Source organism: Actibacterium atlanticum, assembly GCF_000671395.1.
Lineage (GTDB): Bacteria > Pseudomonadota > Alphaproteobacteria > Rhodobacterales > Rhodobacteraceae > Actibacterium_D > Actibacterium_D atlanticum.
Genome location: NZ_AQQY01000005.1, coordinates 36,240 through 54,524, shown reverse-complemented (window position 1 = coordinate 54,524; position 18,285 = coordinate 36,240). Strand labels below are relative to the sequence as shown.

At 58.0% G+C, this 18,285-nt stretch carries 17 protein-coding genes and 1 riboswitch; of the genes, 7 read left to right on the top strand and 10 right to left on the bottom strand.

Annotated elements, in window-relative coordinates; genetic code table 11:
- Nucleotides 1-68 precede the first annotated feature (68 nt).
- Nucleotides 69-671, bottom strand: coding sequence for a rhodanese-like domain-containing protein (locus ATO10_RS08830; protein ID WP_035250621.1), 603 nt, complete (start codon nt 669-671; stop codon nt 69-71).
- Nucleotides 672-708: 37 nt separating this feature from the next.
- Between ATO10_RS08830 and ATO10_RS08825 the strand changes: the two genes are divergently transcribed.
- On the top strand, nt 709-1,206 hold the full coding sequence (locus tag ATO10_RS08825; protein ID WP_035251019.1) for a HugZ family pyridoxamine 5'-phosphate oxidase: 498 nt from the start codon (nt 709-711) through the stop codon (nt 1,204-1,206).
- Here the strand turns inward: ATO10_RS08825 and ATO10_RS08820 are convergent.
- The 3 genes from ATO10_RS08820 to ATO10_RS08810 form a co-directional block, all read right to left on the bottom strand.
- Nucleotides 1,203-3,497: a glycosyl hydrolase family 28-related protein gene (locus ATO10_RS08820; protein ID WP_035250618.1), complete on the bottom strand. Its 2,295-nt coding sequence runs from the start codon at nt 3,495-3,497 to the stop codon at nt 1,203-1,205. The genes ATO10_RS08825 and ATO10_RS08820 overlap by 4 nt on opposite strands.
- A gap of 151 nt (nt 3,498-3,648) precedes the next feature.
- Entirely contained in the window at nt 3,649-4,050 is a 402-nt protein-coding gene (locus tag ATO10_RS08815; protein WP_035250616.1) for a DUF4864 domain-containing protein, read from the bottom strand.
- Between the two features lie 42 nt (nt 4,051-4,092).
- Complete coding sequence (locus ATO10_RS08810) at nt 4,093-5,739, bottom strand: lysine--tRNA ligase (protein ID WP_035250613.1); 1,647 nt, start codon at nt 5,737-5,739, stop codon at nt 4,093-4,095.
- A 117-nt stretch (nt 5,740-5,856) separates the two neighbouring features.
- Between ATO10_RS08810 and ATO10_RS08805 the strand changes: the two genes are divergently transcribed.
- Together ATO10_RS08805 and ATO10_RS08800 are read left to right on the top strand one after the other, a co-directional pair.
- The gene (locus tag ATO10_RS08805; protein ID WP_035250610.1) at nt 5,857-6,279 is read left to right on the top strand and encodes a tellurite resistance TerB family protein; all 423 of its coding nucleotides are present in this window, start codon (nt 5,857-5,859) and stop codon (nt 6,277-6,279) included.
- A 159-nt stretch (nt 6,280-6,438) separates the two neighbouring features.
- Nucleotides 6,439-7,119, top strand: coding sequence for a hypothetical protein (locus ATO10_RS08800; protein WP_155886732.1), 681 nt, complete (start codon nt 6,439-6,441; stop codon nt 7,117-7,119).
- On the opposite strand, the gene dacB is transcribed toward ATO10_RS08800, so the two are convergent.
- Both dacB and ATO10_RS08790 read right to left on the bottom strand, forming a co-directional pair.
- Nucleotides 7,107-8,519: a D-alanyl-D-alanine carboxypeptidase/D-alanyl-D-alanine endopeptidase gene (gene dacB / locus ATO10_RS08795; RefSeq protein WP_337588303.1), complete on the bottom strand. Its 1,413-nt coding sequence runs from the start codon at nt 8,517-8,519 to the stop codon at nt 7,107-7,109. The genes ATO10_RS08800 and dacB overlap by 13 nt on opposite strands.
- Nucleotides 8,520-8,679: 160 nt before the next feature.
- Entirely contained in the window at nt 8,680-9,282 is a 603-nt protein-coding gene (locus ATO10_RS08790) for a nicotinate-nucleotide adenylyltransferase (protein WP_035250601.1), read from the bottom strand.
- Between the two features lie 168 nt (nt 9,283-9,450).
- Between ATO10_RS08790 and ATO10_RS08785 the strand changes: the two genes are divergently transcribed.
- The 4 genes from ATO10_RS08785 (at nt 9,451) to ATO10_RS08770 (ending at nt 13,078) form a co-directional block, all read left to right on the top strand.
- Nucleotides 9,451-9,972, top strand: a complete 522-nt coding sequence (locus ATO10_RS08785; protein ID WP_035250598.1) for a DUF2059 domain-containing protein — start codon at nt 9,451-9,453, stop codon at nt 9,970-9,972.
- A 170-nt stretch (nt 9,973-10,142) separates the two neighbouring features.
- On the top strand, nt 10,143-11,810 hold the full coding sequence (gene ettA, locus ATO10_RS08780; RefSeq protein ID WP_035250595.1) for an energy-dependent translational throttle protein EttA: 1,668 nt from the start codon (nt 10,143-10,145) through the stop codon (nt 11,808-11,810).
- A gap of 87 nt (nt 11,811-11,897) precedes the next feature.
- Nucleotides 11,898-12,323, top strand: coding sequence for a hypothetical protein (locus ATO10_RS08775; protein WP_202898652.1), 426 nt, complete (start codon nt 11,898-11,900; stop codon nt 12,321-12,323).
- Between the two features lie 548 nt (nt 12,324-12,871).
- Nucleotides 12,872-13,078: a cold-shock protein gene (locus ATO10_RS08770; protein ID WP_035250590.1), complete on the top strand. Its 207-nt coding sequence runs from the start codon at nt 12,872-12,874 to the stop codon at nt 13,076-13,078.
- 44 nt (nt 13,079-13,122) lie between these two features.
- On the opposite strand, the gene trxC is transcribed toward ATO10_RS08770, so the two are convergent.
- The 4 genes from trxC to gcvT all read right to left on the bottom strand — a co-directional run bounded on the left by trxC (nt 13,123) and on the right by gcvT (nt 17,997).
- Nucleotides 13,123-13,569 (bottom strand): thioredoxin TrxC, encoded by a 447-nt coding sequence (gene trxC / locus ATO10_RS08765; protein ID WP_035250588.1) that lies wholly within the window; start codon nt 13,567-13,569, stop codon nt 13,123-13,125.
- Between the two features lie 73 nt (nt 13,570-13,642).
- Nucleotides 13,643-16,492: an aminomethyl-transferring glycine dehydrogenase gene (gene gcvP / locus ATO10_RS08760; protein ID WP_035250586.1), complete on the bottom strand. Its 2,850-nt coding sequence runs from the start codon at nt 16,490-16,492 to the stop codon at nt 13,643-13,645.
- An 11-nt stretch (nt 16,493-16,503) separates the two neighbouring features.
- Nucleotides 16,504-16,863 (bottom strand): glycine cleavage system protein GcvH, encoded by a 360-nt coding sequence (gene gcvH, locus ATO10_RS08755; protein ID WP_035251018.1) that lies wholly within the window; start codon nt 16,861-16,863, stop codon nt 16,504-16,506.
- Between the two features lie 12 nt (nt 16,864-16,875).
- Entirely contained in the window at nt 16,876-17,997 is a 1,122-nt protein-coding gene (gene gcvT, locus ATO10_RS08750; protein WP_035250572.1) for a glycine cleavage system aminomethyltransferase GcvT, read from the bottom strand.
- Nucleotides 17,998-18,131: 134 nt separating this feature from the next.
- A riboswitch (glycine riboswitch) is annotated at nt 18,132-18,221 on the bottom strand.
- Nucleotides 18,222-18,285: the final 64 nt, after the last annotated feature.

The following is an 18,285-nucleotide window of genomic DNA, read 5'->3' as shown; positions in this document are numbered from 1 at the left end:
GGCAACTCCTCCTATCCTTAGGACCAACTTGCCATAGCAGAACGGTCGTCGCTTTGACGCAGGTCAGATTACTCCCACCCGCCCGGAAGAACCGTGTTCAACCCTAAAACCTGCCACGCTTGCATGCCGCCGCGGTAGTAGAAGATCCGTTCTACAGGATAGCCTGCCGATACCATATGGCGGATGGCCGTCGGGCTTTGGCCACACCAAGGACCATTGCAAAACAAGGCCACCTTGCTGGCATTGCTGCAATCCCATCCATCAAAGTCGGCCTCGCAGCCCAAAACGTCCAGCTGATCCAAGACCACCGAATAGGGCAGATTGATTGCCCCGGGTATCGTGCCATTCTGAAACCAATCCGAGGTCCGGCTGTCCAGTACGATGACCTCGGGGTCTTGCAACATGTCCAGCAGTTCAAGTTCGGCGATCGTTGCAACCCCCGCAACAGGCGTCATCGGCTGGATACAAAAAGGCGGGCACGGCCGAGAGGTGCGCGCCCATTCCCCGGACACATGATGCTCGGTGTCCTGTTCACGCTGAATTGTGACAGGCCCGTGTTCGGTCTGGACCTCGACATTCGGGAGCTCCTTGGCGATATTCACACCAAGCTCTTGAGTCTGGCCCGGCAGCGCAAAGGCGGCCCAGACCATGACAATGGCGATATATTTCATGTTCTCCTCCTGCCTTCAGGAAAAACCGCGAAACCCGATGACGCAAGAAAAATCCCCGATCCGCCCCACCAATGACGAAGCCCGCGCGCTGGCTCAAAGCCTGATGCATAGGGCGTCCTTTGGGGCACTTGCAGTCAAAGACCCGGCCACCGGCACGCCCTATGTGGCGCGTGTCGCCGTCGGCCAGTGCCCCGATGGCAAGATGCTGACACTTGTCTCAGACCTGTCCCATCACACCCGCGCGCTGCGCGCGTCGCCAGACTGCTCCCTGCTGATTGGAGAGCCCGAAGAAAAGGGTGACCCGCTGACATATCCGCGGATCACCCTGATGGCCAAAGCCCATTTCATCGACCGCGACGCCCCCGAACGAAAGGTGCTACGCGATCACTATCTTCTGACCCATCCCAAGGCGAAGCTCTATGTCGACTTCGGCGACTTCAACTTCGTCCGGTTCGAGGTCGCAGGTGCCCATCTGAACGGCGGGTTTGGCAAAGCATTTGTCCTAACCCCCGACGATCTGCGCCTGCTGTCTTAACGCTGGTTGTCCATTCGTACAGTCAGTTGAACTCGGCCCTGACTGGCTTCGGACCAATGCAGGTGGACCTCGTTACTTTCTGTGCCTTTTTCGACTTGCGCATATGGCATATCCCAGACCGTGCCGCCGCTGCTATTCTGGATACGGTTTTCCGTCGTAAGCCCAACCACGTTGCGCGCCCAAGACCCAAACGGCATCCACTCAGCAAAGGAGCACACCCATGTGCTGGAGGGCGAGTTTTCGTTGAACTCCAGCGTGATGGGGCTGGCGGTGTACTGGCCAATCCCGTTGAACGTATTGCTGTCAAACTGGATATTCCGGGCGCGGCCCCAATCCAGCTCGGCATAGGTTGTATCCATCTTTTCAACACGCTCGATGGTACTGTCGATGACTTTGAACGAGTTCCCCGTAACCGTCAGACCGTGAATATAGTGGTTCGGCCCGACCGGGCGCACGATGAGAAACCGGAAGGAACTGGCAACATCGGTAGCAAAGAAAATGTTGCCAACGATCTTCAGTGCGCCAAATGAAAGCTCGGCGTTGTGCTCCGGGTCCGAGTCATGCTCGTTGGTCCAGTCAATTGAACAGTTGTCGATGTAGTTGCCGACAATCGTTGTCTTGCAGTTCGGCTTGGTCAGAACCAGCCCCGCCAATCGGATGCCGTCAGATTCGTCATCCCCCTGGAAGAAGTGATTGCCCGAAATGATATGCCCGGTACCCCCCATGATCCCGAACTGCCCGGGGCGCGCAGCGCGGTTGTCGCGCACCTTCACATCATTTGCATTGACGTTAAAGCAGATCGAAATACGATCCTGCGCCGGGATGGTTTGCTCACCGGACAGAAACTGGCAGCGGTCGATCAGCATCCCCTGACAGCCTCGCCCATGCGAAGTGATCCCGCGATGTTTGGGTTCGGTAAAGAAACAATCCCGCACGTGGAAAATCAGGCCCGACGGGGGCAGCAGGATACAGCTTGCCTCCTTACGACCATGCAGCTCCACATTGTCCAGCACGAACCGGCCCAAATAGTCAAAACCGCTAAAGTCCAAAAGGTATTTGAACCGCGTGAAAGTATAGGTTTGGGTGCCCACCGCATCGAACAACGGCGCGCTCAGGGTGATCGTACCCGCGCCCACGTTCTTTTCTTTAACGTAAACTTCGCGCCCCACGCCAAGCCCTTCAACCAGCGACCCAACGGCGATGTTGGCGACATTGGTCACATTGGTCAGCGTCGTGTTCTGCGAGGTTGAATAGGTCGCCTGAGACGTCACCACATCGGGGTCCCAATTGTTGGAACTTTCCGCCAGGATCAAGCCGTTGCGGATCAAACGGCGCGTGTTGAAGTTGTCAACGCCGGCCATGGCATGCACATCAATCGGCTCATTGATCTCAATGCGACGTCCTTTCATGTCCAGGCTTTCGTGGCTGGAAGAGTTGAACAACACCGCCACCGCGCGGCGGAACCCCTCTAATTCGTCACCAAAGGCATCGATATAGGTCGGAAGGTCATAGTTCTGCTGCAACGTCAGACGGTTGCCCCCCGGCATCGAAACCGTCCCCACGAACCGTACCGCGGCCTCAAGCGTAACGTTGCTGTTCAGCCGATAGCTGCCCTCGGGCACCAGCAAGGAAACACCGGCAGCTACAGCCGCCGCATCTGCTGCTTCAAACGCCGCGCTGTCATCCGTGGTGCCATCGCCAACGGCACCAAAGTCGACCACATCTATCCAGTCGATCATATCCCGCAGGAAGAACGAGGTCACATCCTCGATGATCAGGTCGTCAACCCGCACAACGCCGCCATTGGCGCCCGTCATGTCCAGGCCGATATGTGCGTAAACGGGTTCGGTGCCCCAAGGCATATCCACGCCCCCGCGTGCCCCAGACCCGATGATCGCGGTCACCTCGACCACTTCGCCATATGCGGTCAGCGTGGTTGAAGGACCGGTATCAACCAGCCCGGTGACCTCGTTTTCGCTACCGTCCCCCGCCCAAGCGGCTATGCGAACGTCGGGCAAGTTGCCGCTGATCGCTTTGACACGCGCGGTGACCTGCAAATAGCAGCCGGGCAAAATCGGTGTTTGCCCCATATAACGCAGTTTTTGTGTACTGTCGGTCTTGGCCAGTTCCAGACAGCCGCCGAAATCCTGATCCGCAGTAACCAATGCGGCGTTGCCCGCCCCATCATAGGTGGCGGAACCGGGCGTGCCGTCCTCGCTCGACCACACATCCAAACCCGCCGTGAACGCCGGCGGCATCAGCACCAGACCATCCGTGATTGCCTTGTTCATCCTAACCCCTTTCGATGCGCAGACCGCGCCCGTCGCCACGCACCGCCAAGGCGCGCAGCCGTCCAATCGTCTGTCTCTCGCGTAAGAAATCTTCGGCGATCCTATGTCGCCGACACCGGAGGAAGAATTACAGGGCTGGGGTTAACGGGGCTTAAGCCCCCCGTTCGGTGTCCGTAAGCAACTGGACTCCATTGATGCGCCAGCCCTGCGGAAGGCGCACCAGATCATAGGCCAGCAGATGCAACCGTCCCTGCGGGTCGGTAATCATCACCCGCTGGCGCAGCCCCCCGGGAATTGGGGTAACCTCCAGAAATTGCAGATCCTGTGCGAACCACACCATCGGGTACCCGTTGCGCACCATCTCGCCAAAGTTGGTGGGGTTGCCAAACAGCCCCTGGATCATCGGCGAAGCAAAAACGAAAGCCGCCTCGGCATCTTGCGATGCAAAGGCGGCTATCTGGTCGGTGATGATCTGTTGCGGCGCGCTGAGGTCAGCCTCCTGAGCGACAGTGGGGCCAGCCATTATAAGCGCGGGTAGTAACAGGTATCTCATCGCATCCTCCCTGCCTCAAAGTTAGGGCGGACAGGCGATGCGTCAAACGGTCAATTCTCCGGCCAGCCCCTGTTCGATCAGCTTGATGGTTTCATCCACACCGTAAAGCGCCGCGAAACTGCCAAAACGCGGACCTTGGCTGGCGCCCAACAGTACCTCGTACAGCGCCTTGAACCACTCGCGCAGGTTGCCAAAGCCGTGGTTTTTGCCGACGGCAAACACGATGGACTGCAGAAACTCATCACTGCCGAAATCAACTTCGGGCAGCGGGTCGTCATTGCCCATCTCGGCATTCTTCTTGGCGATCTGCGCCAACGCCACCTCGGCCGAGCCAAAAGCCGCCGCCAGATCTTGCATTGCCGCGCGTTCCTGATCGGTGGGCGCGCGATACTGTTTGTTGGGCTTCACAAAGTCATTGTAATAGCGCACGGCAAACCCGGCGGCCTGATCCAGGTTTGGATGCGTCGCCGCGTCGGCCTCAGGCGCATAGCGCTTGATGAAGCCCCACATGGCGTCCTTGTCCTCGGCATGGGCTACCGACGCAAGGTTCAGCAACATCGCAAACGGCACCACCATATCCGATGCCGGCACATCACCGCCGTGGATATGGAACACAGGGTTGTTGACCTTTGCCTTGGCATCCTGCGTCGGATAGGCGCGCAGTTGCTGGTGGTATTCATCCACCGCCTTGGGGATCACATCAAAATGCATCCGCTTGGCGGTGCGGGGCTTTTGATACATGAAATATGAAAGGCTCTCGGCGCTGGCATAGGTCAGCCACTCGTCGATCGAAATGCCGTTGCCAGAGGATTTTGAGATCTTCTGCCCCTTGTCATCCAGAAACAGCTCGAACGTATAATTCAACGGGCGCGGACCACCCAGCAGCTCGCAAATACGGCCATAGATCGCGGCGTTGGTCGAGTGGTCCTTGCCGAACATCTCAAAGTCCACGCCCAGCGCCGCCCAGCGCGCACCAAAATCCGGCTTCCACTGGAACTTCACATTGCCGCCGGTCACCGGCAGAGTCCACTCGCGCCCGTCTTCGTCGTCAAAGGTAACAGTGCCGTCCTTGGCATTGACCTCTTTCATCGGCACATACAGAACCCGTCCGGTTTCGGGATGGATCGGCAGGAAGATCGAATAGGTCTGCGCCCGTTCCTCGCGCAGCGACTTCAGCATCACAGCCATGATCGCGTCGTAGTTTTCAACCGCGCGCAGCAGCACCTCATCGAACTGACCCGATTTGTAAAACTCGGTCGCCGAGTAGAATTCGTACTCAAACCCGAAGGTATCCAGGAACCGGCGCAGCATCGCGTTGTTATGCGCGCCAAAACTGTCATGCGTTCCAAACGGGTCGGGCACGCTGGTCAGCGGCTTTTGCAGATGCTCGGCCAAAGCTTCCTGATTGGGCACATTGCCCGGCACCTTGCGCATCCCGTCCAGATCGTCTGAGAAACAGATCAACCGTGTGGGGATATCGCTGATCACCTCAAAGGCGCGACGCACCATCGTTGTCCGGGCGACCTCACCAAAAGTGCCGATATGCGGCAGACCCGACGGCCCATAGCCGGTTTCAAACAGCACATAGCCCTTTTCCGGCGGGTTCTTCTCATAGCGTTTCGCCAGCTTTCGCGCCTCTTCAAAGGGCCAGGCTTTAGAGCTAAGAGCGGCTTCGCGCAGATCAGACATGTGTGTTCACCAGAATCCATCGGTCAGGCCCTATGCCCAACCGGCACCGCTACCTATTGTGCCCATGCCCGCAGGTCAATATTCTGCATCAGTAACCCGTTTCCAGAAAGGCCGAACATGAGCGAAATCCCCACGTCCCTGACCCCGCAGGACGCCCTAGTGGCCATCATGATCGCCGTCTCGGCCTCGGATGAAAATATCCGAACCTCGGAATTGGTCTCGATCCAACGCATCGTGAACCACCTGCCGGTCTTCGGGGACTATGACGATGACCGCATCAGCACCGTGGCCTCCACTGTTTTTGATCTGTTCGAAGAGGTCGACGGGTTGGACGCACTGTTTGGTCTGGTGCGCGACGCCCTGCCCGAAAAGCTTTATGAAACGGCCTATGCGCTGGCCTGCGATGTGGCCGCCGCCGATGGTCAGCTGGAAGAAAGCGAGCTGCGCCTTCTGGAAGAAATTCGCTACGAACTCAACATCGACCGCCTGCACGGCGCAGCGATCGAACGCGGCGCCCGCGCGCGGCATATGACTCTATAAGGATAAAGTATGAGCGGCCCCAGATTTCAGCGGGCCGCCACTACGCTATAGATCGCAACTTCAAATTCAAAATTTACTGCTAATTTTCATTTGAAAGCCCAAACCATGTACTCGACTGGATTGCGTCTTTATCTATCGCACTTTCCGATGCTTTTAATCTTGAGCATCGCCATCATATGCCTTCAGCTGCTGCTCGGCCGCGGGAGTATCATCTTCGAAATTGCCTCGTCCTGGTTACACGGAATTGCGCTCTATTTCTTCCACGCTACAATGATATTTGGTGACACCGGCCCTCGCTTTCGAGTGGTCCAGTATGTCACCAAACCTTCCCGTCGTTTCTGGTCGGCCTTTGCGATTTACGCCGCGATCATCTACCTTGGCACAACACTTATCACTTATTCGGTAAGCCAGCTACTGGTCGAGTATTTTACTCTGGCATGGGAGTTAGCCGCACTTTTGGGCATTGCTCTATCTATGCTTGGCTTGTGGTTGTTTCTTGCCGCATTTGGGACAGTCATACCAGCAGCAGTAGCACGTCAGAGTCTTGGTAGGGCAGAAATTGTGAGAAGAGCAAAGCTCAGTTTTTTTTCCACTCTATGGAGGTTACTTGTAGGCCCAACGTTGGTTGGAACTTGCATCGTTTGGCTTTCGATACGCTACCATCTTACAATGGATATAGAGGTTAACCCAACGCCTATCGCCGTATTAGGGCGCTTGACGATGATCACAGCTTTCTTCTACCCGACAGCAATGGTTGCCGTTATTCTTTCCAGAGCGCTTTCGAAAGCTGAAAATACAATTGTGCTCCAATACCCTCCCACTCGGGATCACAACTCGTAAACCGTCGCCCAGCGGTCGACTAACTGCGCCTGCAAGCCGCGGGATCGGCGGGCCCAGCTGCGCCCACCCTCAGGACGCTCGCGTTCACTGCGGCTTAGTTGGGCGCGTTTGCTCGTGTCCGCGGTGAAAATTGCAAAGGTCAATTCGCGCCCCTTGGGTGTGGTGACATACCCGGCCAGTGAACTGACAAAATTCAACGTGCCGGTCTTGGCTTTGATCTTGATCGGACTGCCTTTAACCACCTTGCCCTTGGCATCGCGCATCGGAACGTCTTTCATCAACCCCTTCAGCGCGCCATCAGGTGCGGCGGCCAGCAATGCACGGTTCATCTCATTGGCTGAAATGCGCGACCCATCCCCAAGGCCCGAATGATCGACGAACTTGGCGTGGCGCGGGCCCAGCGTCGCCTTCAACCAATCCTCCATCTGCCCGGCCGAGGCCGACAAGGACGCGCCCGTTCCCCCGCGTCGGCGCGAGGCGCTCATGCCGACAACTTCGGCAGTCAGGTTGGTCGAATACTTCAGCATTCCGCGCAAGATGTCTGACAGCGGTGCGCTTTGATGGCGCGCAAGCTCCGTGCCGGACTGAGCGGTTTTGGCCCGCTGTGCACGTGGCAATGAAATACCCTGCGCCCGCGCCAAGGTCTGAAACACCTCGGCGGCGTATTCGCCCGGGCGTCGTACGGGCAACCATCGGCTGCCGCCTTTGCCCAAGGCCCCGCTTGCCACGGTCCATTGATCCGCGCCCTTGGCATCCGCATAGGTGTAGATCGGCACTTGGCGGTTCACGACCTTCATCCGCGCGACCTGCACCTGCGGGCGATAGCGTTTGGCGCGCGCATCCATGGTGACGGCCCAACCGGAACTGGCCGGTTTCCATTCAAAATGGACCCGGTTGAAATTCAGGTTCAGCCCTGAAATAGCGGGATTATACCCCACGTGTTCCGGCTGACCCGGATCAATGGATTTCAGATGCGGCAAAGCACGGTCGTCATAGATGAATTTCCCGCTCACGCCGCGCACACCAGCCGCGCGCAGTCGTGCTGCCAGATCGGCAAGTTGATCCGTGTCCAGAGCCGGATCGCCAGAGCCCTGCAACACAAGGTCTCCCTGAACAATGCCTGCCTGCACCGGGCCGGTCGCCAATACCCGCGTCACAAAACGATAGCCACTGCCCAGAGTCTTCAACCCATACATTGCGGTGATCGCTTTGGTGGTGCTGGCAGGCGGCAGCTTAAGCACCGGGTTATGCGCCTCTAATACCGCGCCGGTTTTTGCATCGGCCACGACAAATCCAACCTTGCCGCTTAATCCTGTTCGGGCAATCAGCGTGTCGATGCCGGGGGCGGCGCGTTTGGCCAACCCCTCCGGGCGCGGCGCAGGAAAGGGTGAACGTGCCAAAGGCTCGGCCCAGCCTGCACCAGCCAAGCCTGACAATAGACCACTTACAAAAAACCGTCTTGAAACCATGTTGGCACCGCTTTGAAATCCCCATCAGTCAAACAAATCGGCGCGGTCCGGGCAAGGCCACATCGCGAAGTGTGAACAGGGTTTTTGGGATCTAACGATGCCAATCGCCGCGTGCACGTATCTCTGTTGAGGATATGTCAACCATTGGCACATTTATGAAGCACCAAGCCGGGGTGGTGCTTTTCCCCAACCTTTGGCTATGACGCCCCTGTATCCGGAACCGATGGTAGCGCTCTGCGGCTTTCGACGTGCGGGCCGACAACCGTGTGCCCGGACGGGCAATGACGCCCATGGCGACGTTCTCGGCGATCCACTCCCACTGCCCCCAGCGATGAAAATCAGCCAGATTGTCAGCCCCCATCAACCAAACGAATTTCACGCCCGGATAGAGCTCCTGAAGATTTTGCAAAGTCTGCGCCGTATAGCGCGTGCCAATCCGCGCTTCGATATCAGTGACCTCAACCCGAGGATGGTTCATCACGGCACGCGCCTGCGTCAATCGCCGATCCATCGGCGCTGGCCCCTCGGCCTTAAGCGGGTTGCCGGGCGATACCAGCCACCAGACCTTGTCCAACCCGAACCGTTTCAGCGCCTCACGCGTGATATGCGCATGCCCCGAATGGGCCGGATCAAACGACCCACCCAACAAACCAATCACCTGACCTGCCCGCGCATATGGCAATTCACATTTCATAGCGCCTGAATCGCCTTCACCCCGGGCACTGTCAATTAGATTTGCGCCTGACACTCCCCAAGCTTGCCAAAACGATCGGGAAATAGCGCGAAAGTCGGGTTGATTTCCGACCTGTCGCCATGACTTGATGGCCCAGACCTCGCACACCAACATCAAACTGGAATACACATGAAACGCCTTTGCACCTTTGCCCTGCTTGTCGCCACGGCCCTTCCTGCCACTGCGACCCCTCAGGACGATGCCCGATATATCGTCGAGCAAACGGTGACCGAACAGCTTTTTGAAGCCGCGATTTTGGCGCAGCAGACATATATCAGCGCCGCCATTTCCCACCAACTCGCCCAACAAGGGATCGAAGTCAGCGACATGCCCGCCTTCATGGGTATCATCGTTGACGAGATGCTCGCCTCATTCACCGCCGGGATGAAAGCAGAAATGGAGACTTTCTACGTTGAGAATTTCACCGACAAAGAACTAGCCGATCTGGCCAAGTTCTATGCAACCCCAACAGGTCAGGCCTTGATGGCCAAACAACCTGAATTGATCAGCCATAGCACCGCCGCCGGGGCGCAAGTTGGCCGCGATGTGCAACAAGGGCTGTTGCCAGCGGTTGCCGCACGAGTAAACGCTGACGGAATCGAAATCGGCGAACCCGGGATGACAGAACGATTTCTGGAGCTGTTTCAGTAAGCCTTCCATTGTTGGCCCCCCCGTTTCCCAGCCTGCGGTTTGGAATATGCCCCTGTTTCCTGATCCGGGTTTACAGCTGATCGTCGCTATCTAAACCCGCCTTGCAATTGCGCTTGCCTGCGCTCTTGGCTAGACCAGACCAAACACGAAATTCAGCGCGGGTGATCACCATGGCTTCCTACCAATATGTCTATCACATGGATGGCGTCTCCAAGACCTATCCGGGCGGCAAGAAATGCTTCGAGAACATCCGCCTGTCTTTCCTGCCCGGCGTCAAAATCGGTGTGGTCGGCGTCAACGGCGCGGGTAAGTCGACCCTGCTGCGCATCATGGCGGGCATCGACAAGGACTTCGCCGGCGAGGCTTGGGCCGCCAAAGGCGCCAAAGTTGGTTATCTGCCGCAAGAACCTCAGCTGGATGAAACCCTGTCAGTGCGTGAAAACGTCATGCTCGGCGTGGCCGAGAAAAAGGCCAAGGTCGACCGGTTCAATGAAATCGCCATGCAGATCGCCGAGGACTACTCAGACGAGCTCATGGAAGAGATGACCGTCCTGCAAGACGCTATCGACGCCGACAACCTTTGGGACCTCGACAGCCAGATCGACGTCGCGATGGAGGCCCTGCGCTGCCCCCCCGATGACGCGCCCGTCGAAACCCTGTCAGGTGGTGAAAAGCGCCGCGTTGCGCTGTGCAAACTGCTGCTCGAAGCGCCCGACATGTTGCTCTTGGACGAACCGACCAACCACCTTGACGCCGAAACCATCGCCTGGCTGCAAAAGCACCTGATTGATTACAAAGGCACCATCCTGTGCGTCACCCATGACCGCTACTTCCTGGATGACATCACCGGCTGGATCCTGGAACTGGACCGCGGCCGCGGCATCCCCTACGAGGGTAACTATTCCAGCTGGCTGGAACAAAAAGCCAAACGGCTGGAGCAAGAACAACGCGAAGACAAAGCCAAGCAAAAAGTGCTGGAACGCGAGCTGGAATGGATCCGCGCCGGTGCTAAAGCCCGTCAGGCCAAATCCAAAGCCCGGATCAACGCCTACGAGGAAATGGCGGGGCAATCCGAGCGCGAAAAACTGTCGCGCGCCCAGATCATCATCCCCAATGGCCCGCGCCTTGGCTCGAAGGTTATTGAGATCGAGGGACTCAAGAAAGGCTACGGCGACCGCCTGCTGATCGAAGACCTGTCCTTTGCCCTGCCGCCGGGCGGCATCGTCGGCGTCATCGGCCCCAACGGCGCCGGTAAATCGACCCTCTTCCGCATGCTCACCGGTCAGGAACAGCCCGATGAGGGCACCATCACCATGGGCGACACGGTGCAGCTGTCCTACGTTGACCAATCCCGCGACGCGCTAGATGGTGACAAGACGGTGTGGGAGGAAATCTCAGACGGGCTCGACATCACCGTTCTGGGCGACGCCGAGGTAAACTCGCGTGCCTATTGTTCGTCCTTCAACTTCAAAGGCGGCGATCAGCAAAAGAAAGTCGGCCTGCTGTCAGGCGGTGAACGCAACCGCGTGCACATGGCGAAACTGCTGAAATCCGGCGGCAATGTGCTGCTGCTTGACGAACCGACCAACGATTTGGACGTCGAAACCCTGCAAGCGCTGGAAGCCGCTTTGGAAGACTTCGCCGGCTGCGCCGTCATCATCTCGCACGACCGCTTCTTCCTCGACCGCCTGTGTACCCACATCCTGGCATTCGAGGGCGAAGCCCACGTCGAATGGTTCGAAGGCAACTTCGAGGCCTATGAAGAAGACAAAATCCGCCGCCTTGGCCCGGACAGCGTAGAGCCGAAACGGGTGAAGTATAAGAAGTTTACACGCTGACACGTAGGGTGGGTTCTCTGCGCCTATTATCTTACTCAATCGAACCGGAGACGCGGTATGCGAACAGATTGGAGTAGGCTGAACCACATGCAGATCGGGCGCTTTGCCGAATACTGGACCAAACTCAAGCTGGTTTCAGAGGGTTTGGATACTTTCACATCGGAAGTCGATGATCGCGGTATTGACTTCGTCATTCGTCAGGAACCAAACCACTACTGGGATGTTCAGGTCAAATCGAGCCGCAATCTCAACTACGTATTCATCCGAAAAGACAAAACCACCCTGGCAGAAAACAAGTTACTCGCACTTGTTCTCTTTGAGGATGGAGAGGAACCCGAAAGCTTCCTCATCCCCCTTTCGCGCTGGATAACCCCAAGCGGTATATTTGTGTCCAGAGATTACGTAGCCGCAAAAAGCCAGCCAGAGTATGGCCTGCAACTGTCTCGGAAAGGTTTGTGCGAACTTGAGCCTTACAGATTTGATGCGATGATCGCCACGTTGTTCCATCCATAGCAAGTGTCGGATGGGCGCCCTGCACCCCTCACCTTAGTGGCGCATCCAGTGATAGGTGGAAACCATCCGCCCTATGCTTGCCCCCCGACTTTCGTCCAGCACCTTTGGTCGTATTCCCGCAGTCACGCCGTCTTGTTACGCTTTTGACATAACCTCACATGCGCGCGCGCAGGCTGAAACATCGCAAGACACCGGCCCGCTCCGCCCCCATGTCAAAAGGGAAAGGAGACCGACATGGATGAAAAGAAAGCACCTCAAGCACCGGCCAAGGATGCGCCGCCGCCCGCCCATCGTTTCACCGATTGGGCCGCGATCTGACCTCTTTTGTACAACGCGCCACCGCGTAATGTACCAATTGCACAAAGTTTACCGCGCCTTAACCCCGCGCCGAATTCTCTTGCAATAACGTCCAAAACAGGTCACGACGTAGGTGCTAAGTTATCTCTATCGACTTCTGTCTACCCCTACCGGCCGTCAGTCTTTCGATCTAGCACTGACGACGCCGACCTGCCGCAATACCGTGGGCAGTATTACTAGGAGACAGACGGATGGCTACTGGCACCGTAAAATGGTTCAACGAAACAAAGGGTTACGGCTTTATCGCACCCGATGGCGGCAGCAAAGACGTGTTCGTACACATCTCGGCCGTACAACGCTCGGGCCTGCAGGGTCTGGCCGACAACCAGAAGGTTAACTTCGACATCGAAGCTGGCCGTGATGGCCGCGAAAGCGCAATCAATATCACTCTGGCCTAAACCGGCCTCATACGCACGACAAGGGCGCCTCAGGGCGCCCTTTTTCATGCGATCAGCTTCGCTTTTTTACGAACAAAATCAACAATTTGCCCGGATGGCCGCGCGCCATCCAACCGTGCCAACTCACGCCCCTTCTGAAACAGGATCAACGCCGGGATACCGCGAATTCCGTAGCGTTGCGACACTTTCTGATGCTCCTGCGTATCAATCTTCGCCAACCGCGCCTGCGCCCCAAGTGCCTGCGCGGCCTGCATAAATTGCGGTGCCATCGCCCGGCACGGCCCACACCACGGCGCCCAGAAATCTACCAACAACGGCAAGTCGTCGTTCTTAGCCGCCTTCTGCAAAACCGCCGGATCCAACGCCTTCACCTTGGTGTCATTCAGACGCGCACCACAGGTCCCACATTTAGGTCCTGCACCAACCTTAGCCACTGGAACGCGGTTCACAGAACCGCATTCTAAACAGGTCAGCTTCAAATTCTCAGCCATCTTAGCCCCTTACCGAACCCGCCTCTTGCTTTGGCCAAATATCCCGGGGTGTGGGGCAGCGCCCCACGAAACCCTATTCAGCCGCCTCGGCCAATTCTTCAACCGGCGGACAAGTGCACACCAAGTTGCGATCCCCAAAGGCATTGTCGACCCGCCCAACCGGGGGCCAGTACTTGTCGACCCGAAAGGCACCGGGCGGGAAACATCCCTGCTCGCGGCTGTAGGGTCGATCCCATTCGGCCACCAGATCGTTCACCGTATGGGGCGCATGCTTCAGCGGATTGTTCGCCTGATCCATCTCACCGCGTTCGATTTCGGCAATCTCACTCCGGATCGACAGCATCGCATCCACGAACCGATCCAGCTCGGCCTTGGTCTCAGACTCGGTCGGCTCTACCATCAAGGTGCCCGCCACCGGCCAGCTCATGGTCGGGGCGTGGAACCCACTGTCCATCAAACGTTTTGCAATGTCATCCACATTCACCCCGGCACTGTCGGCAAAGGGGCGCGTGTCCAGAATACATTCATGCGCCACCCGTCCTGAAGAGCCTTTGAACAACACATCATAAGACCCCTCCAACCGTTTCGCGATGTAGTTGGCGCTCAGGATCGCCAGCTTGGTGGCCTGCGTCAGACCCGCGCCCGACATCGCCAGACAATAGGCCCACGAAATCACCAGGATCGAGGCCGAACCAAAGGGTGCAGCCGACACTGGCCCTTCAGCCCCGCCGATATCGGGATGGCCAGGCAGGAACGGTTCCAGATGTGCCTTCACCCCGATCGGCCCCATGCCGGGTCCGCCACCGCCATGGGGAATGGCGAAAGTTTTGTGCAGGTTCAGGTGGCTAACATCGGCACCGATTTCACCGGGCTTCACCAAGCCAACCAGCGCATTCAGGTTCGCCCCATCCAGATAGACCTGCCCACCGAACTCGTGGGTGATCGCACAGACGTCCCGCACGGTTTCTTCGAACACGCCGTGGGTCGACGGATAGGTGATCATACAGGCCGCCAGATTGTCGCCCGCCTTTTCCGCCTTTGCGCGGAAATCCTCTAGATCAATGTCACCATTCTCGGCTGATTTCACCGCCACAACCTTCATGCCGCACATCTGCGCGCTGGCCGGGTTGGTGCCATGGGCCGATACCGGGATCAGACAGATATTCCGATGCGCCTCCCCGCGTGAGCGGTGATAGGCCATGATCGTCAACAAACCGGCATATTCCCCCTGCGCGCCAGAATTTGGCTGCATCGACATCGCGTCATAGCCGGTGGCCTGACACAGGATATCCGCCAACCCATCAAGCATTTCCTTATAGCCCAGCGCCTGATCTTGCGGCGCAAACGGGTGCATATGGGCGAATTCAGGCCAGCTCAGCGGGATCATCTCGACCGCCGCGTTCAGCTTCATGGTGCACGACCCAAGCGGGATCATCGCCCGATCCAGCGCCAGATCACGATCCGCCAGACGGCGCATGTAGCGCATCATCTCGGTCTCGGCCCGGTTCATCTGAAAGATGGGATGGGCCAGATATTCGGATTCGCGGATCAGCGCATCGGGGATGGCATAGCGCGGCGAGCGGTCATCCTCGATACCCTCAATCCCGAACGCGGCCCAGACGTGTTTAATCGAGGTCCAACGCGTGGTTTCATCCAGCGAGATGCCGATCTTGGTCTTGCCGACCTTGCGCAGGTTGATCTCTTGCGCGCGGGCGTTTTGCAGGATCACCCCCTGCATCGGGCCGACCTCAACCGTGATCGTGTCAAAGAACGCCTCGGGCTGGACATCAAAGCCATGATCACGCAGCACCTCGGCCAGACGCACGGTTTTGGCATGGATGCGCTGTGCGATGGCTTTCAGCCCCTTAGGCCCATGAAACACCGCATAAAAGCCCGCCATCACAGCCAACAGGGCCTGCGCGGTACAGACGTTCGAGGTAGCTTTCTCACGCCGGATATGCTGCTCGCGGGTTTGCAGCGACAGGCGGTACGCCTTGTTGCCGCGCGCATCCACGGACACGCCGACAATCCGCCCCGGCATGGCGCGTTTGCACGCATCCGTGGATGCCATATAGGCCGCGTGCGGGCCGCCATAGCCCATGGGCACGCCAAACCGCTGCGTGGAGCCCACGGCGATGTCCGCGCCCATCGCGCCCGGCTCTTTCAGCAAGGTCAGCGCCATCGGGTCTGCCACCACAATGCCCAGCGCCTTGGCCTCATGCAACGCGCTGATTTCAGGGCTGAAATCGCGGGCTGCGCCATGGGTGCCGGGGTACTGGAAGATCGCACCAAAGACATCTTCGGGGTTCAGGTCGTCAGGGGATCCGACGATGATCTCAATCCCCAAAGGTGCGGCGCGGGTCTGCATCACCGCGATGTTTTGCGGATGGCAGTTTTCGTCGACGAAGAACGCCTTGGCTTTGGACTTCGCGACGCGCAACGCCATGGTCATGGCTTCGGCGCAGGCGGTGGATTCATCCAGCAACGACGCGTTCGCGATGGGCAGGCCGGTCAGATCACTGACCATGGTCTGGAAATTCAGCAACGCCTCAAGTCGGCCTTGGCTGATCTCTGGCTGATAGGGCGTATAGGCCGTGTACCAGGCCGGGTTTTCCAGAATGTTGCGCTGAATGGCGGGCGGGGTGACGGTGCCGTGATAGCCTTGCCCAATCATCGTGGTGAAGACCTTGTTGCGGCCTGCGACCTTGCGCAGATGCCAGATCAGCTCTCGTTCAGATTTGGGTTTGCCAAAGTCCAGCGGCGCGGCCTGACGGATGCTTTGCGGCACGGTCTGGTTGATCAAGTCATCCAGATCCTTCACCCCCACAGTTTCAAACATCTCGGCCATTTCTTCGGGTGAAGGCCCGATATGGCGACGGTTGGCGAAATCATAGGGATCATAGTCGGTGGGGGTGAAAGGCATTGCGCGCGTCCTTAGTCGATAAAGTCTTTGTAAGCGGCTTCATCCATAAAGCCGTCCAGTTCGGACATGTCGGCCGGTTTCATCTTGAAAAACCAGGCTTCGCCCTGCGGGTCTTCGCCCACAAGGGCGGGGTTTTCGACCAGCGCCTCGTTGATTTCAACGATCTCGCCATCAATGGGCGCCATAATGTCAGACGCGGCTTTGACCGACTCAATCACCACGATTTCTTCGTCTTTGGTGACTTCTGTGCCCGGCTCGGGCAGCTCCACGAACACCACATCGCCCAGCTGTTCGGCAGCATAAGCAGTGATGCCAACGGTCACAGTGTCCCCTTCGGGCAGAAGCCATTCGTGCTCTTCGGTAAATTTCATCATGATTGTCCCTTAGCGTTTGTAGGTCGCGGTTCGAAACGGCATGGCCGTGATGGTGGCGGGCAAGCGCTTGCCGCGCACCTCGCCGTAGATCGTGGTGCCCTCAGCCGACATGTCAACGGGAACATAACCCATCGACATAGGCCCTTCGATCGAAGGGCCAAAAGCGCCCGAAGTGACAGCACCAATTGGCGCGCCCCCTTCGGCGGCGGCGTACAGAAGCGTGCCTTCACGCATCGGCGCCCGGCCTTCGGGGCGCAGGCCAACGCGCAGGCGGGTTGGGCCATCGGCCAGTTCTGCCAGAATGCGGTCTGCGCCCGGGAAGCCGCCTTCGCGTGCGCCATCAGCTTTACGCGCTTTCTGAATGCCCCAGGTCAGCGCACCTTCAACAGGGGTGGTCGTGGTGTCGATGTCATTGCCATACAGGCACAGGCCGGCCTCAAGGCGCAGACTGTCGCGCGCGCCAAGACCGATGGGGGCAACCGTGTCATCCGCCAGCAAGGCGCGGGCGAAACCTTCGGCTTGGGCCGCCTCTACAGAAATCTCGAAACCGTCTTCACCGGTATAACCCGAACGTGAAATCCACAGCTCGCCATAGTCGGAATAGAGCGTTTGCACATCCATGAATTTCATCGTCACCACACCGGGCGCGATCTTGGCCAATGCCGCCTCGGCGGCGGGGCCTTGCAAAGCCAGCAGGGCGCGGTCGGTAATTTCTTCGATATGACAGTGGGTCAGGTTTGCCCGCAGGTGGGCGATATCCGCCTCTTTGCAGGCAGCGTTGACCACCAGAAACAGATGATCACCCCGGTTCGCAACCATCAGGTCATCCAGGATACCACCCTGATCATTGGTGAAAAACGCATAACGCTGTCGGCCAGATTTCAACTCGACCAGCCCTTGGGGCACCAACGTTTCCAGAGCCAAGGCAACATCCGGCAGTTCTCCGTCGCGCAGGATCACTTGCCCCATATGACTGACATCGAACAGACCTGCTTGCGCCCGGCAATGCAGGTGCTCTTTCATCACCCCGGCCTTGTATTGAACCGGCATGGAATATCCCGCGAAGGGCACCATTTTAGCGCCCAGCTCAACGTGCAAATCATACAAAGATGTACGTTTCAAATCCGACATTGCCCCTGCTTTCTGCCGGATGTCCGGCACCGATCAAACAGCCCCCATGGCCGCTTTTCGATGCCCCCTCTGTCCTTGCGCCTGAGATCGTTATCCCTTCGGCGGGCGCTTTCACGCCACTCTCCAGAGTGTTCTTTGCCGCGCCGGTCCTGGGGCCTGAGAGTTTACCGGGGCGGTTGCTCCTTCGGCACCGGCACTGGGCCAGATTCTCCCAACGCGGTGCCCGTAACCTAAATCAGCCCCCCGTCTCGGGCAAGCCCTTGAATTTGGTCCCAAGGCAGGCAAATT

Excerpts from the sequence above, each read along its gene's own strand:
- ATO10_RS08825 (WP_035251019.1), top strand. The coding sequence starts at position 709 with ATGACGCAAGAAAAATCCCCGATCCGCCCCACCAATGACGAAGCCCGC.
- ATO10_RS08790 (WP_035250601.1), bottom strand. The coding sequence starts at position 9,282 with ATGAAATGTGAATTGCCATATGCGCGGGCAGGTCAGGTGATTGGTTTG.
- gcvT (WP_035250572.1), bottom strand. The coding sequence starts at position 17,997 with ATGTCGGATTTGAAACGTACATCTTTGTATGATTTGCACGTTGAGCTG.
- ettA (WP_035250595.1), top strand. The coding sequence starts at position 10,143 with ATGGCTTCCTACCAATATGTCTATCACATGGATGGCGTCTCCAAGACC.
- ATO10_RS08820 (WP_035250618.1), bottom strand. The coding sequence starts at position 3,497 with ATGAACAAGGCAATCACGGATGGTCTGGTGCTGATGCCGCCGGCGTTC.
- ATO10_RS08830 (WP_035250621.1), bottom strand. The coding sequence starts at position 671 with ATGAAATATATCGCCATTGTCATGGTCTGGGCCGCCTTTGCGCTGCCG.
- ATO10_RS08810 (WP_035250613.1), bottom strand. The coding sequence starts at position 5,739 with ATGTCTGATCTGCGCGAAGCCGCTCTTAGCTCTAAAGCCTGGCCCTTT.
- ATO10_RS08805 (WP_035250610.1), top strand. The coding sequence starts at position 5,857 with ATGAGCGAAATCCCCACGTCCCTGACCCCGCAGGACGCCCTAGTGGCC.
- gcvH (WP_035251018.1), bottom strand. The coding sequence starts at position 16,863 with ATGAAATTTACCGAAGAGCACGAATGGCTTCTGCCCGAAGGGGACACT.
- trxC (WP_035250588.1), bottom strand. The coding sequence starts at position 13,569 with ATGGCTGAGAATTTGAAGCTGACCTGTTTAGAATGCGGTTCTGTGAAC.
- gcvP (WP_035250586.1), bottom strand. The coding sequence starts at position 16,492 with ATGCCTTTCACCCCCACCGACTATGATCCCTATGATTTCGCCAACCGT.
- ATO10_RS08815 (WP_035250616.1), bottom strand. The coding sequence starts at position 4,050 with ATGAGATACCTGTTACTACCCGCGCTTATAATGGCTGGCCCCACTGTC.
- ATO10_RS08770 (WP_035250590.1), top strand. The coding sequence starts at position 12,872 with ATGGCTACTGGCACCGTAAAATGGTTCAACGAAACAAAGGGTTACGGC.
- ATO10_RS08775 (WP_202898652.1), top strand. The coding sequence starts at position 11,898 with ATGCAGATCGGGCGCTTTGCCGAATACTGGACCAAACTCAAGCTGGTT.
- ATO10_RS08785 (WP_035250598.1), top strand. The coding sequence starts at position 9,451 with ATGAAACGCCTTTGCACCTTTGCCCTGCTTGTCGCCACGGCCCTTCCT.